This is a genomic window from Nocardiopsis sp. Huas11, from assembly GCF_003634495.1.
In the GTDB taxonomy this organism is placed as follows: domain Bacteria; phylum Actinomycetota; class Actinomycetes; order Streptosporangiales; family Streptosporangiaceae; genus Nocardiopsis.
In genome coordinates this window covers 2,997,988-3,012,571 of the sequence record NZ_RBKY01000001.1, presented here as the reverse complement: position 1 = coordinate 3,012,571, position 14,584 = coordinate 2,997,988, and the positions used below count along the sequence as shown (strand labels likewise).

Below are 14,584 nucleotides of genomic sequence, written 5' to 3'. Positions count from 1 at the left end.
CGAACACGAAGAGGGGCGCCGGGAACCCCATGGTTCCCGGCGCCCCTCGCGCGTGCGGTCGGCGACCTACTCGGTCTCGGTCTCGGCCTCGGCCTCGTCCTCGGTCGCGCCGAAGACGGAGCCCGGAGTACCGGAGCCGTCGGTGGTCTGCGGCTCGCCGGTGACGCTCGCCTCCAGCCACTCGTCCCACGACATCTGCCAGTAGCCCCAGCCGTTGTTCCACTCGACCTCACGGTCGGTGCCGGTCGTGTCGAGGATGTCGCCCATCAGGGTGTTGTCGTAGATCCACTTGGCGTCCTCCGACCGCATGTTGGTGCAGCCGTGCGAGGTGTTGGCCGAGCCGATGTTGGGGTTGTAGTCCGCCTCGTGGGTGAACTCGCCGCTGTTGGTGGTGCGGACGGCGTACTGCACGTCCACCCGGTAGCCCCCCGGGGAGTCGGCGGGGACGCCGAGCGTCGCCGAGTCCATCGTCAGGTGCTCGTAGCGCTCCATGAACACGTGGGTCCCGCTGGTGGTGGTGTAGGCGCGGGTGGTGCCCATGCCGTTGCTCACCTCGATGGTGCGCTCGTGCTCCCCGTCGATGGTGATCTCCATCTCGTGGTCGGGCACGTGCTGGGTCGCGATGAGCTCGCGGCCGACCTCGAAGTCGATCTGGTAGTTGCGCGCGCCGTAGACGCCCTCGGAGGCCTCGACACCGGCGAGGTGGAGGTCGACGGTGACGCTCTGGTACGGCTCCCAGTACTCCTCGGTGCGGAACACGGCCATCTGGTCGGAGACCCAGTTCCAGGCTCCGTCGATGTCCTGCTCGGCCGTGACCTCCATGGAGTTCTCGACCTGCTCCTTGTTGGTCACCGGGAGGTCGAAGTTGATGACCACCGGCATGCCGACGCCGACCGTGTCACCGGAGCTGGGGAAGTTCGACGCCAGTTCGAGCGCCATGCCGGGGGTGGCGGGCATCGTGGTGAACTCGTGGACGAGCTCGGTCTCCTCGCCGGCCGCGTTGGCGGCGGTGGCGGTGACCACGACCTCGGCGCCCGGGGTCAGAGCCCACTCGCTGGTCCACTCGGTCTCGTCCTCGTTGAGCCGGCCGGTCATCTCGAGGGGGTCCTCGGCCGCCTCGCCGCCCTCGACCGCCGCCTCGGAGGGGACCACCTGGTCGACCTGGACGTCGGTGATGACACCGTGCTCCGCGGTGACCTGGACGGGGGTGTTCGGCGCGAGCTGCTCGGTTCCGTCATCGGGGGTGATGACCAGCTCGGCGGGTTCGGTGTCCTCGGGTGCCGCCGAGTTGCCCTGCGTCTCCGCTTCGCCCCCGGAGGAGGTGCAGGCGGTGGCGGCGAGCGCGAGCGCGGCCAGCGCGACGCCGAACCGGCGCACCGTCGTCGGGTGGGTCGTACCCCTCACGTCTGGACCTCCGTGTTATCCGTTTGAGCCGTATCCGGCCATGCGTCCCTAGCAGTTAAGACGCACGAACCCGGAATTGGTTCTGAACTCCCGCGCATCGGTATCAAGCGGTTATCCCGGGCGCCTCCGGCCCCCGGCCCGGGGGGCCGAACCGCCGACGATACACCCCGGGGGTAGGCGGTCCCACCCCTGGGTCCGAGATGGAGTGCACCCGACATCCGCTCGATCCGTGTGGCCGGTCTCACCTGGGGTGAGGCGGCCCGTCTCGGTCGCGCACCCTTCCCGAACCGGCCGCGGGACGGCACGGACGGGGACACGATGCGAGGGCGGGGGCGGCCGCGAACGGCCGGAACCTAGCGTCGAGGAGGGGCCGTACCGTGGCTCCACGCGCCCGGAGCGACCACCGACGCGCGGTGGTGGCGACGATGACTTCGCGCTGTTCCGAGGGCTGGAGCCCGTTCCGTCCCCGGGTTCCTCGGGGTCGTGGGGTGCGCCCGCCATTCTATGCGCATCCGCGGACGCCGCGGCGGTCCACGGCGCGCCCGCCGACGGCCCGCCGCGGGCGCTGCGGAGTGCCGGCCTCAGGCTCGCGCGGCGGGCGGGGAGTCCGCACCGCCGCCGCTGCGCGCCGCGTAGGCGGCGGGCGTGATCCCGAGGACCGAGGTGAACTCCCGGGTGAGGTGCGACTGGTCGCTGAACCCCAGTTCGGCCGCCACCCCGCTCCAGTCCACGGCACCGCCCCGGCGGGCGCGTTCGGCCGCCTCGTAGAGCCGGTAGCGGCGGATCACCGTTTTGGGGCCCAGGCCGACGTGGTCGGCGAAGCGGCGCTGGAGCAGTCGCACGCCCACACCCTCGCGCCGGGCCAGCGGGGCCACGCCCACCACGGTCGGATCGGCCGCCACGCGCTCCACCACGGCCATGGTGTCCTCCGCGGGATGACGCTCGGCGGGCACGCGCGCGGCCAGGCACCGGTCCACGTCGGCGATCAGCCGCTCCGGATCCTCCTGCCGGAACCGGGCGTCCTCGAACACCTCGCCCAGGGGGAGCGCGGCGTCCACGATCCCGTTCATGGGCCGGCCGAGGAAGGGCCGGAACCCGGCGGGCCGGAACATCACCCCGAGCGCCCATCCCGAGCCCGCCAGGCGGCGCGGGGTGACTCGCGTGGTCGGCCCGTGCACGGTGGCCTGACCGCCGACGAACACGACGTTCACGACGGGGTGGGACAGGATCCGCTGGGTGAAGGGTTCGTCCTCGGGCAGGTCCCAGGAGGCCACCCAGTAGCGGTCCACGAACCGGGCGACGGCTTCCGAGGGCGCGAACCGGTCCAGCCGGAACCGGGTCAGCCCGGTCACGGGGTCGATGATGCCGCGCGCGTCCTGGTCCACGGGAAGGGGGTGCACGCCCCCAGCCTAGACCGTGTCCTTCGCGGCGTTCCGGGCTCGCGAGGGCCGACCCGGAGCGGACTCCCCCGGCCAGGCCAGAGCACATGTTGCGAACACGCGTTCCCGTGTCGCGTTTGTTCAAGACGGCGCGTGGTGGGATCGGCGAATCTGGACCTCCCTATCCGGCGAACCACGACCAGGAGAGCGCGATGAGCGAGACCGCCACCCGCTACGCCCGTCTGTCCGACGACTTCGCCGCCACCGTGGCGGCCGTACCCGAGGACCGCTGGACGGCCGACTCCCCCTGTGAGGGGTGGACGGCACTCGACGTGGTGGGCCACGTGGTGGAGACACAGGACATGTTCCTCCGGCTGGTCGGCCGCGAGCTCGGGGACATCCCCTCGCCCGTCGACGACCCGGTGGCCGCCTGGGACGCGGCCCGCGGAGTGGTCCAGGCCGACCTGGACGACCCCGAGCGCGCCGGCACCGAGTTCGACGGCTTCTTCGGCCGAACGACGTTCGCCGAGGCCGTCGACCGCTTCCTCAACTTCGACCTCGTCATCCACCGCTGGGACCTGACACGCGCCACGGGACAGGACGAGCGGATCCGTCCCGAGGACATCGCCTGGGCGCTCGAGGCGACCACGGTGTTCGGACCGCACCTGCGGCGCGAGGGCGTGTGCGGGCCCGAGCTCACCCCGCCGGACGGAGCCGACGAGCAGACCCGGTTCCTCGCCTTCCTCGGCCGCCGCTCCTGGTAGTGCGTTCCGGGGCCCTGCCCGTGGCGAGCTCGGTGGCGCGTCCCGTGGCGAGCTCCGTAGCGCGTCCCGTGGCGAGCTCGGTGGCGCGATCCGTGGCGCGCCCCGGGCGGGTCGCCCGGGCAGACGCACTCCACTACCGGGTCGACCTTCGGGCCGGGCTCACGGACGGCGGGTGCGTCTGCGTCGGCCCTCCTTGGCCACACCCACCAGCAGCCGCAGGATCATCAGCCCGGACGAGGCGAGCAGCAGCCAGGCCATCAGGGTGAGCACGCGTTCCGGTGCCGTGAGCTCGAACCACTCCGTGTCCGTGCCGCCGATGACGTTGAACAGGCCCACCGACATCAGACCGGTGGCCACCGCGAGGACGGTGAGCACGGCGCGCTGCACCACGCCCTGGACGAGGCTGCGGTCGTCGGGGTGGGCGAAGGTGCGGATCCGCACCGTGAACCGGCCCTTGTGCAGCTGGTCGGAGATCCGGTCCAGTTTGCGCGGCATCCGGCGCAGGGCGGGGAGCATGGCCGCGAACTCGGCGAGGGCGGCGTCACGCAGGTGGTCGGCGTTCAGCTGTCCCGCCATGCGCTCCTCGGCGAACCGGCGCGCCTCGCTGACGGTGTCGAAGCCCGGGGAGAGGTGCACGAGCGTGCCCTCCAGGGTGGCCAGGGCGCGGAACACCGCGGCCAGCTCGGCGGGCAGCGAGAGCCCGAACCGGGTGACGATCAGCATCAGCTCGGTGAACATCCGCATGCTGGGCGCGGCGGAACCGTGCATGTAGCGTGCCATGAACTGGCCCAGTGCGCGGCGCAGCCGCTCCTCGTCCACCTCGGTGGCGTCCTCCACCACGTCCAGCAGGGTGTCCGTGAGCAGGACGGCGTCGGTGCGGTCGATGGCCAGCAGCATCATCCGCAGGGACTCGCGGATCTGCCCGTCCAGGCGCCCGACCGACCCGTAGTCGAGCAGCCCCACGCCGTCCTCCAGCAGCATGATGTTGCCCGGGTGGGGGTCGGCGTGGAAGATCCCGCTCATCATCACCTGCTCCAGCAGGCAGTCGAGCAGGGTGCGGGCCAGAGCCGCCCCGTCGACCCCGTCCAGGTCCGCGCTGCCGAGCGGCGTGCCGTGCAGCCGCTCCATGACCAGGACCCGGCGCGTGGTGAACGTTTCGTGCACCTGGGGGATGCGGACGGCGGAGCCGGCGGTGGCCTCGGCGACCGCGGCGATGTTGGCCGCCTCCACCTCGAAGTCCAGTTCCTCCAGCAGCGCCTCCGCGAACCCCTCGGCCAGCTCCACCACGCCGATGGCCGGCCCCCAGTCGGTGGTCTGCTCGAACTTGCGCGCCAGCCGCCGGATGATGTCGAGGTCGCGCCGCACGACCGAGGAGATCCCCGGCCGCTGGACCTTGACGACCACCTCTCCGCCGTCCTTCAGAGTGGCCAGGTGGGCCTGGGCGATGGACGCGGCGGCCAGCGGCCGGTCGGTGAAGTCGGCGAAGACCTCCTCCAGCGGCTGCCCCAGCTCGCGCTCGACCGTGGTGCGCACCTGCTCGAAGGGCACGGGTGTGGCCTCGCTGTGCAGGCGGCCCAGTTCCTCGACGAACACCGGGGACAGGAGGTCGCGCCGGGTGGCCATGACCTGGCCGAGCTTGACGAAGACCACCCCGGCCTCCTCCATCGACCGGGACAGCGACCGGGCGATCCGGCGCTGGGTGGAGGCGTCCTCACCGCCGTCGCGACGTCCGGTGACGTAGCCCCACAGGCCGTGCCGGGCGAGGATCCACACGATCCGCCGGTACCGCCCCATCCGCCCGAAGAGGTTGAGCACGGCGCGCGCGGCCGTCACCGGACGCAGCCGCGTGCCCTGGGGGACGGCGAGCTCGAAGGCGACGAAGACCAGCAGGGACGCGGCCGCCATCGAGCCGAAGAGCAGGACGAGGACCCGCGGCTCCGTGTGGTCCGGTGTGGTGGAGGTGGCGGCCGCCTGGAAGCTGTCGAAGGCCAACAGGATGCCGACGGCCCCGCCGGCGGCCATGCCCACCAGGCCGGCCACGGCGAGCCGCGGCAGGTTGAACGGCACTCCCATCATCCGGCTGGCCAGCAGGCCCAGTGCGACGAGGAAGGACAGGAAGAAGGCGAGCGAGACGAGCTGCGCCGTCCAGGCGCCCACGCCCGCCCCCGTCGCGCCCACAAGGGCGGCGGACGCGTGCGCGAAGGTCGGTGGGAGGGAGGTGAGCATGCTCACGCGGCCTTTCAGGGCTGGGGCGCGCCCACGCGGGCACTGGTCGAACCTGGACACGGGGTCGGCTCAGAGGTGACCCCGGAGGTTGGGTCCAAGATTGCCACGTTCGCGGCGTTCGCGCCGAGACCGCCCACAGGCTGTGGACAAGTCGGGGGCCGTGCGAGAACGTCCTCTCACGGCCCCGACAGAGCACCCGGCCACCCGGTCAAGCGGCCAGCCAGGCAGGTCCTCAGGCCCATCGCCCAGCCCGTCAGCGGATCAGCAGGCCTGCACCCAGGTGCACTCCAGGTCACCGCTTCCGGCCGGAGCACTGGTGGAGGCGTCGGCCCCACCGCGCGCGAGCGTGCGCACCGGGCCGGTGTGGCCCGCGAACTCGGCCAACCGCGTCGCCACCGCGTCCTGCACGCCCCACGGCGCCGGACCCGCGTGACCGTTGTTGATGACGCTGAACACCAGCTCGTCACCGTCGGCGCCGTGCACGTACCCGGACAGGGCGCTCACGCCCGACAGCGTCCCGGTCTTGGCGCTCACCACGCCCTCCGCGGCCGTGTCGCCCATCCGCCCGGACAGCGTGCCCCCGACGAACGGGTCGGTGTCGCCCGCCACCGGCAGGGCGTCGTGCCACGCGTCGAACCAGGGCTCGTCCCGCACCTGCGTGTACAGGTCGACCACGCTCGACGCGGTGGCGCGGTCGCCGCGCGACAGGCCAGAGCCGTCGTGCATGCGCACGTCGTCCATGTCCACGCCCAGAGCGGTCAGCGCCTCCTCGGTCCCGGCCAGCCCGGCCTCCCACGTGCCCTTGCCCGCGACCTCCTGGCCGATGCCCTTGACCAGCATCTCCGTGTGCATGTTGTTGCTGAACTTCAGCAGCGGGACCAGCGTCTCCTCCAGCGTCGGGGACTCGTGGTCGCCCAGGACGACGGGCCCCTCGCCCTCGGGCACCGCGCCCAGGTCCACGTCTCCCTCGACCTCGACGCCGTGCCGCTCCAGCGCCCGCTCGAAGACGTGCGCCGTGAACGCGGCCGGCTCGTCCACCGTGCGGACCACGTTCACCGGACCGGAGCCCTCGGGCAGCGAACCGGTGACGGAGATCGTGTTGGTGTCCAGGGGCCGGGTGACCGCGAGCGTGTTGGTGCTGTCGGCGGCGCCGGTCACGGCCTGGACGTCCAGGTCCATGTAGCCCTCGGCCAGACCCAGGTCGACCTCGACCGGCTCGCCCTCGGCGCCCGCTGTCACCTCGACCTCGGTCACCCCGGTGTTGTAGCGCTCCCCGTGCGCCAGCGTCAGCGCGGAGATCTGCGCCGCGTAGGCGTACGGCTCGTCGGTGGGGTCCCAGTCGGCCACCTGGCGCTGGTCGTCGAACCAGGTGTCGTCGGCGTACAGGTCGCCGGTCACCGTGGTGACGCCCGACTCCGCGACATCGGCGGCCAGGGCGTCCAGATCGGTCTCGGAGAGCATGGGGTCACCGTTGCCGACCAGGTAGAGGTCGGTCACCGAACCACGGCGGTCCGGCCCCTCCTCCACCACCGCCTCGGTGCCGAACGTGTGGTCGGTCCCCAGGACCTCCAGGGCGGCGACGGTGCTGAACAGCTTCATGTTGGAGGCGGGGAGCAGCTGGGTGTCAGCGTCGCGCGCGTACAGCCGTTCGCCGGTGTCGGGGTCGGCGATGACCACACCGGAGACGGCCCCCTCCAGCGAGGGGTCCTCCAGCAGGGCGTCGATGTCCGCGCGGAGCTCGTCCACTCGGGCGGAGTCGTCGGTGCTCTCGACGGTGTCGGCGTAGACGGGCGCGGCCGTCAGCGCGGAGACGGGAAGGAGCGGGACGGTGACGAGCGCAGTAGCGGAGAGCCATGCCCAGCCACGCCTCCTCTCACCGTTTCTCCTCCGTGTCGTGGGGGCCGGTCGGGGAGTGGCAGACATTGATCTCCTCAAGGGATCAGGCACGGACTCGCGGCAAGAACCTACAGGAATCCCATCGTGGGCGGGCGTTTCGAACGTTCACTCGGCGCGGCGTGACTCAGGTCACTTTTTCGAGCGGTCGGTCGAACCGCTGGTCAGGGCCCCGCTCGCCACACCACCGCCGCGCCCCCGTCCCACCACCGCAGCATCACCACCCCGCCGCACCCCGTCACCGCGCGCACGACGACGCCGGGGGAGCCGGCCCTCGGCCCGCTCCCCCGGCGCCCACCGGATCAGATCAGCTCGACGACCTGTGAGTAGTGGCAGGCGTCGCGGTGCCCGGTCCCGCGGTCCAGCAGCTCCGGCGGCTCCTGCACGCACCGCACGCGCTCGGCCTCGCTCAACTGCCCGGCGAACTTGGGACAGCGGGTCCGGAACCGGCACCCCGACGGCGGATCGGACGGACTCGGCACGTCACCGGTCACGATGATCCGCTCCCTGGTCCGCTCCTTCACCGGATCCGGGATCGGGATCGCCGAGATCAGCGCCTGCGTGTACGGGTGCGCGGGCGCGCCGAACATCCCCTCCGTCGTCCCCGTCTCCACGATCTTGCCGAGGTACATCACCGCGACCCGGTCGGCGATGTGCCGAACCACCGACAGGTCGTGCGAGACGAAGAGGTAGGACAGCCCCAGCTCCGCCTGGAGGTCCTCCAGCAGGTTGATCACCCCCGCCTGGACGGACACGTCCAGGGCCGAGACCGGCTCGTCCAGGATCAACACCTTGGGGTTGAGCGCCAGCGCACGCGCGATGCCGATCCGCTGGCGCTGCCCGCCGGAGAACTCGTGCGGGTAGCGCGAACTGTGCTCGGCGTTGAGCCCCACCAGGTCCAGCAGGTCCCTCACCCGACCGCGCGCCTCCGGGCCGCGCCTGCCGTGGATCCGCATCGGCTCGGCGATGATGTCGGCCACCGTCATCCGCGGGTCCAGTGACGCGAACGGGTCCTGGAAGACCAGCTGCAGGTCGCGCCGGAGGGGGCGCATCTGGCGGGCGGACAGACTGTGCAGAGGCTGCCCCATGTAGTGGACCTCGCCGGAGGTCTGCCGGATCAGCTGCAGGATCAGCCGCGCGGTGGTCGACTTGCCGCAGCCGGACTCCCCGACCAGGGCGAGCGTCTCGCGCTCGCGCAGCTCCAGGGACACACCCGAGACCGCCTGCACCTCGCCGATCCGCCGTCGGATCAGTCCCTTGGAATGGATCGGGAAGTTCTTCACCAGTTCGGTCACGGTCACGATCGCCTCGGACCCGGCCCCGGCCTCCGCCCTCCTGCCCGGGTCCGAAACCGACGAACCCTCGACGCCGGCCTCCTGGACCGCCGTCACCGCGTCCGCCGCCGCCTCAACGGACGCCTCGTCCCCGGTGGTGTCGACCGCCGAGGAACGGAAGAGGTCCTCGGGTCGGCGATCCCCCAGCTCCGCGCTGAAGTGACAGGCCGCCGCGTGCGCCGTGGGGTCGCTCGGCGCGACCGCCACCCGGTCCCCGCGCGCGTCCGTGGCGAGCAGGAGCGGCTCCTGTTCATGGCACAGCTCCCGCGCCATGGGGCAGCGCGGCGCGAACGCGCAGCCCGGCGGCATCGCCCGCAGCGTCGGCGGGGTGCCCATGATGGGCGTGAGGCGTTCGTGGCGGTCCTCGTCCATCCGTGGCAGCGACCCGAGCAGCCCCAGGGCGTAGGGCATCCGCGGCCGGTAGAAGACCTCCTCCACCGGCCCGGTCTCCACCATGCGACCGCCGTACATCACGGCGACGCGGTCGACCTGGCCGGCCACGACACCCAGGTCGTGGGTGATCAGCACCAGGGCCGCGCCGGTCTCCTCGCGCGCCCGGTCCAGCGCCGCGAGCACCTGTGCCTGCACGGTGACGTCCAGCGCCGTCGTCGGTTCGTCGGCGATGATGACGTCCGGGTCGTTGGCCATCGCGATCGCGATCACCACGCGCTGGCGCATCCCGCCCGACAGCTCGTGCGGGTACTGCTTCAGGCGCTGCTCGGGGCTGGGGATCCCGACGATCTCCAACAGCTCCAGCGCCCGCGCCATCGCGGCCTGCCTGCTCACCTCGCGGTGGGCCTGCACCGCCTCCGCGATCTGGAACCCCACCGTGTACACGGGGTTGAGCGAGGTGAGCGGGTCCTGGAAGATCATCGCGATCCGGTTGCCGCGCACCTTGCTGATCTGGGCGTCGCCGAGGCCGATGATCTCCTCGCCCAGGACCTTGGCCGAGCCCTCCACGACGGCGTTCCGGGGCAGCAGGCCCATGATCGCCATGGAGGTGACGGACTTGCCCGAGCCCGACTCCCCGACGATGCCCAGGGCCTCGCCCCGGCGCAGGACGTAGGAGACCTCGCGGACGGCGGGCAGTGGACCGTCGTCGGAGGGGAAGGTGACGCTGAGGTCCCGGACCTCCAGCACCACGTCGTCGTGTGCCACGGTGACCGCTCTCTCGTCGTTCTCGTCGCTCGTGTGCTCCGTCGGGTTCATCGCCGCCCCACCGCCTGCCGCGGGTCCAGGGCGTCGCGGAGCCCGTCCCCGATGAAGTTGATCGTCAGACAGATGAGGACGAGCAGGACGCCCGGCGGGTAGAAGAGCCAGGGGCGCGTGGACGCGGCCGTCCGCGCCTCGCCGATCATCTGGCCGAGGGAGATGTCCGGGAGCTGGATGCCGAAGCTGAGGAAGGACATGCCCGCCTCCAGCAGGATCGCCACGGCGACCAGCAGGGTCGCGGCGACGATGATCGGCCCGGCCGCGTTGGGGAGCAGGTGCCGGACGATGATCCACCCGGGTGAGGCCCCCGCCGCCTTGGCCGCCTCCACGAACTCCTGTTCGCGCAGGGACAGCACGACGCCGCGCACCACGCGCGCGATCTGCGCCCAGGAGAACATCGCGATGATCAGGGCGACCGCGTACCAGGTGGTGCCGCCGCGGACGCTGCCCGCGATCGCGGCCACCATGACCAGTAGCGGGACGATCATGAACACGTCCACCACGCGCATCATGAGGGCGTCGGTGCGCCCCCCGTAGTACCCGGCGGTGGCGCCCCACAGGGAGCCGACGACCGTGCCCAGGATGGACACCGTGATGGCGACCTTGAGCGTCTGCTGGGCCCCGCGCATGAGCTGGCCGAGCACATCGTGGCCCGCGGTGGTCGTGCCGAGCGGGTGCTCGCCGCCCGGCGGCACGCTCGGCGGGATCTCGCGGTGCACGAGGTGGTCCCAGGTCCACAGGTAGGGGCCGAGGAACGCGAAGGCGACGATGGCGAGCAGCACGACCAGGCTGATCATGGCGGGCCGGTGCCGCAGGAACCGGCGTGTGATCATCTGCAGCTGTGTGCGTTCGACCCCGCCGACGGTCTCGGCGTCGGGGTTCCGGGCGGTGCCCGGCGCCTTGTTCTCACTCATAGCGGATCCTCGGGTCGAGCACGCCGTACAACAGGTCGGCGATGAGGTTGGCGACGATGACGGCGGTACCGCTGATCATGAGCCACGCCATCAGGGCGAAGGAGTCGTTGGCCTCGACCGCGGAGATGAAGAACTCGCCGAGGCCGCGCCACTGGAAGACGCGTTCGGTGAGCACCGTGCCGTCGATGATCCCGGCCATACCGATCGCCACCACCGTGGTCAGCGGGATCAGCGCGGTACGCAGCGCGTGGCGCCGGATGACGACGCGGTTGGGCAGTCCCTTGGCGCGGGCCAGGCGTACGTAGTCGCTGTTGAGCACCTCCAGCATCGAGGTCCGCTGATACCGGCTCCACGAGGCGAAGCTGGTCAGCATGAGCACGATCGTGGGCAGCGTCATGTACGCGAGCGCGTTGGTGAACCGCCCCCAGGCGTCGAGCCCCTGGGCCTGGTAGGTGCCGTCACCGATGGTCGCGAAGACCTGGGTTCCGACCAGTTCGTTGAAGCCGACCCCCGCCTGCTGCATGATCCCGGCGAACCAGAAGGTCGGCATGGCCAGTGCCAGGAACCCGATGAACGTGAGGGCGTAGTCGAGTTTGGAGTACTGGCGCATGGCGCTGATGACGCCGGAGATGATGGCCAGGCCGAGCGCGAAGACCATCGCCGCCGTCACCAGGCGCAGCGTGACGCCCAGGCGGTCGGCGATGTTCGCGCCGATGTCATAGGTGGCGCTCTGTGTGGAAGGGCCGAACTCGCCCTGCAGCAGCCCGATGTCGCCGTTGCCGCCGATACCGGTCGTCCAGAGCCAGTAGCGCTCCGGCAGGGAACGGTCCAGGTAGAGGCGCTCCTCCTGGAGCTCGATGACCGAGGGGTCCGGCGGCGGCTGCTGCATGCGCAGGTCCGAGAGCGGGTCTCCGGAGACGTCGATCAGGACGAAGGTCAGGATGGATGCGAGGACCAGGACGGGTATCGCGCCCAGAACGCGCCGCACCGTGTAAACGAGCATGGGTGTGATCCTTCAGGGGTGAACGAGGACCGGCCCGGGTGCGGAAGGTCGTCCCGCACCCGGGCTCGAGGGGGCACTGCGCCGGAGGCGTCCGTTGAGGGTGCCCCTCCCCCGTGTCGACACCACCAGGGCGGTGGTGGGTGACGGGAGGGCGTTACTCGGCGAGCTCCCATTCACCGATGTTCCACGTGGCGCGTGCGCTGGAGTTGAGGTTGTCCTCGATGTTGGCGACCCGGTCGTTCACGAAGAAGTAGTTCGGCTCGGCCATGATCGGCAGGACATAGGCCTCGGGCACCAGCGCCGCCATGGCCTCGTTGGCGGCTTCGGCGGCCTCGTCGAGGTTGCGCGCGGTGCTCACGGCCTCGGTGAGCTCGTCGATCTCCTCGTTCTCGAGCTTGCCGAAGTTGCTGCTGCTCTCGCTGTGCCACTGCTGCTCGGGGTTGGTGGTGAAGTAGGGGGTCCCGCTCCAACCGAACTGGACGATGTCGTAGTCCTGGGCCTCCAGGGTGGCTCCGAGGTCCTCGATCATCTCGATCTCGGTCTCGATGCCGATCTCGGCCAGGTGCGCCTGGATGAGCTGCACGGCGGTGCTGCGGGTCTGGGTGTCGGTGGCACGCAGGTGCAGCGGGCCGACCTGCTCGCCGTCGAGTTCGAGCGTGTCGCCGTTCAGCTCGTAGCCGGCCTCCTCCAGGATCTCGATCGCGGCGTCGGCGTCACCGGAGCCCTGTCCGGACTCGGTGATGTGGTCGACGTAGTACTCGCTGTCGCTGGGGAAGGTGTGGCTGTTCTTCAGCTCGTACTCGGGGTAGCCGGCGCCGAAGTTGCGGTTGGCGATGTCCTCGCGGTCGATCGCGGTGAAGATGGCACGGCGCAGCTCGACGTCCTGCAGCCACTCGTTCTCGGTGTTGAAGTCGATGTGCTCCCAGATGTTGCCCTCGCCGACGGTGAGCGTGGCCTGCGGGAGGCCTTCGAGCTCCTGGATGACGTCCTGGGAGTACTGAGCCGGGTTGGCGCCGTCGATCTCACCGTTGTTGAGCGCGTTGACGAACGTGCTCTCGTCGGTGTTGAACGGCATGATGATGCGGTCGAGCTTGGGCTCCTCGCCCCACCACTCGGGGTTGGGCTCCTTGACGACCTGGTTCTGCAGGTCGCCGTCGACGATCATGTACGGGCCGCCGGACCACTCGGGCCTGGTCTCGTGCAGCCACGTGAAGAACTCGCCCAACTGGTCGGGGTCGTCGACGTCCCAGCCGTTCTCCTCCGCCAGGTGGGCCGGGTAGAAGCCGCCGGTGGCGCCGTGGGCGTCGACGATGCTCATCCACTCGGGGTCGGCCAGACCCTCCTTGAGGCGGACGGTGATGGTCTTGCCGTCGACCTCCATCTCGTCGATGGCGTCCGCGCTGGCCGCGAGGCGGGAGTCACAGGTGGTGCAGTAGCCGGCGTCCGGGGACGCGGTCATCATCATGGTGACGCGCAGGTCCTCGCCGGTCATCGGCTCGCCGTCGCTCCACACCGCGTCGTCGGCGAGGGTGAAGCTGTACTCGAACGGCCCCTCGTCGGGGTTGTCGTTGACGAGGGTGGGTTCTTCCGCCAGCACGTCCAGGTTGTACGCGTAGGTACCGTCGGGCTGCCACTGGCCGGTGTCGGGGATCACGCCGGACTGCATCTGCACCGTGTAGACACTGCCGCCGGCGGCGCTGGTGCTCGCCCACGCCGCGGGAACGTTGTTGATCACCCAGGTGACCTCACGGTCGGCGTTCTCGTCGCCGCCTCCGCCCCCGCCCGAGCAGGCCGTCATCATCATCATCGCGGAGGCACCCGCCGCGCCGAGCGCCAGGATCTTCCTTCGTTTGTGCATCAGTTACACCCTTGATCACTTATCGCAGCCAACGCGCACAGATTGCCTGGTTCGCGCATACCGGCCGAACTTAGGCGATTAGTGCACTAGAAGACCAGTGAGTGAAATGTCTGTATAGCCCCACTGCCGGATTCGTGACCGAGCCGCAACCGGTTCGCCGCCATCCACCGCCGCGCACTTCACATGACCCACACGCATTCGTCACACGAAGGAAAAACGCGTGTTCGCGCAGGTCACGGCCCCTGCAAATGTTCCCTGCGCCGACCCGGGATTCGGTCGCGCCGGAATTAGAAGAGGTCCCACCCGGACCCCTGCAAGAACGCCCATGAAAGTAAACGACGTTTAACTACAAAGGCCGACCCCGTCGCCACGCAGAGAGAAACAGACATACAGTGACACAAGCCCACTTATGCACACGAAGGGGGTGTTCGACCCGCACACGCGGCCGACCGGCCGGAAGGACGCCCATATACATGGGACCTCAGGATGATAATAAGGATGACGCGGCAAGGTGGACACAAGACTTAAATCAGCACACACCACGCAAGGCCGCCTGCGCACCGACCTGTCCGAAACCACGCGGCCGCTCCCCCGGAG

The 14,584-nt window shown here is 70.5% G+C and carries 9 protein-coding genes; 1 reads left to right on the top strand and 8 read right to left on the bottom strand.

Annotated elements, in window-relative coordinates; translation table 11 throughout:
- Positions 1–66: 66 nt before the first annotated feature.
- Both DFP74_RS13580 and DFP74_RS13575 read right to left on the bottom strand, forming a co-directional pair.
- Positions 67–1,404 (bottom strand): Ig-like domain-containing protein, encoded by a 1,338-nt coding sequence (locus DFP74_RS13580; RefSeq protein WP_121182033.1) that lies wholly within the window; start codon positions 1,402–1,404, stop codon positions 67–69.
- 581 nt (positions 1,405–1,985) lie between these two features.
- Positions 1,986–2,804 carry a helix-turn-helix transcriptional regulator gene (locus tag DFP74_RS13575; RefSeq protein WP_233570969.1) on the bottom strand — a complete coding sequence of 273 codons (819 nt, stop codon included), beginning with the start codon at positions 2,802–2,804 and terminating at the stop codon, positions 1,986–1,988.
- A 191-nt stretch (positions 2,805–2,995) separates the two neighbouring features.
- On the opposite strand from DFP74_RS13575, the gene DFP74_RS13570 reads away from it, so the two are divergent.
- Positions 2,996–3,547: a TIGR03086 family metal-binding protein gene (locus DFP74_RS13570; RefSeq protein ID WP_121182031.1), complete on the top strand. Its 552-nt coding sequence runs from the start codon at positions 2,996–2,998 to the stop codon at positions 3,545–3,547.
- 159 nt (positions 3,548–3,706) lie between these two features.
- Here DFP74_RS13570 and DFP74_RS13565 read toward each other — a convergent pair whose 3' ends face one another.
- From DFP74_RS13565 to DFP74_RS13540, 6 genes are all read right to left on the bottom strand, one after another.
- Positions 3,707–5,773: an AarF/ABC1/UbiB kinase family protein gene (locus DFP74_RS13565; protein WP_121188238.1), complete on the bottom strand. Its 2,067-nt coding sequence runs from the start codon at positions 5,771–5,773 to the stop codon at positions 3,707–3,709.
- Positions 5,774–6,034: 261 nt separating this feature from the next.
- Positions 6,035–7,696 carry a D-alanyl-D-alanine carboxypeptidase/D-alanyl-D-alanine-endopeptidase gene (dacB, locus tag DFP74_RS13560; protein ID WP_121182030.1) on the bottom strand — a complete coding sequence of 554 codons (1,662 nt, stop codon included), beginning with the start codon at positions 7,694–7,696 and terminating at the stop codon, positions 6,035–6,037.
- 272 nt (positions 7,697–7,968) lie between these two features.
- Positions 7,969–10,209 carry an ABC transporter ATP-binding protein gene (locus DFP74_RS13555; protein WP_121182029.1) on the bottom strand — a complete coding sequence of 747 codons (2,241 nt, stop codon included), beginning with the start codon at positions 10,207–10,209 and terminating at the stop codon, positions 7,969–7,971.
- Complete coding sequence (locus DFP74_RS13550; protein WP_121182028.1) at positions 10,206–11,126, bottom strand: ABC transporter permease; 921 nt, start codon at positions 11,124–11,126, stop codon at positions 10,206–10,208. Before DFP74_RS13550 ends, DFP74_RS13555 begins: the two co-directional genes overlap by 4 nt.
- Positions 11,119–12,129, bottom strand: coding sequence for an ABC transporter permease (locus DFP74_RS13545; RefSeq protein WP_121182027.1), 1,011 nt, complete (start codon positions 12,127–12,129; stop codon positions 11,119–11,121). The genes DFP74_RS13550 and DFP74_RS13545 overlap by 8 nt, the downstream gene beginning before the upstream one ends.
- A gap of 154 nt (positions 12,130–12,283) precedes the next feature.
- On the bottom strand, positions 12,284–13,987 hold the full coding sequence (locus DFP74_RS13540; protein ID WP_233570968.1) for an ABC transporter family substrate-binding protein: 1,704 nt from the start codon (positions 13,985–13,987) through the stop codon (positions 12,284–12,286).
- Between the last annotated feature and the right edge of the window lie 597 nt (positions 13,988–14,584).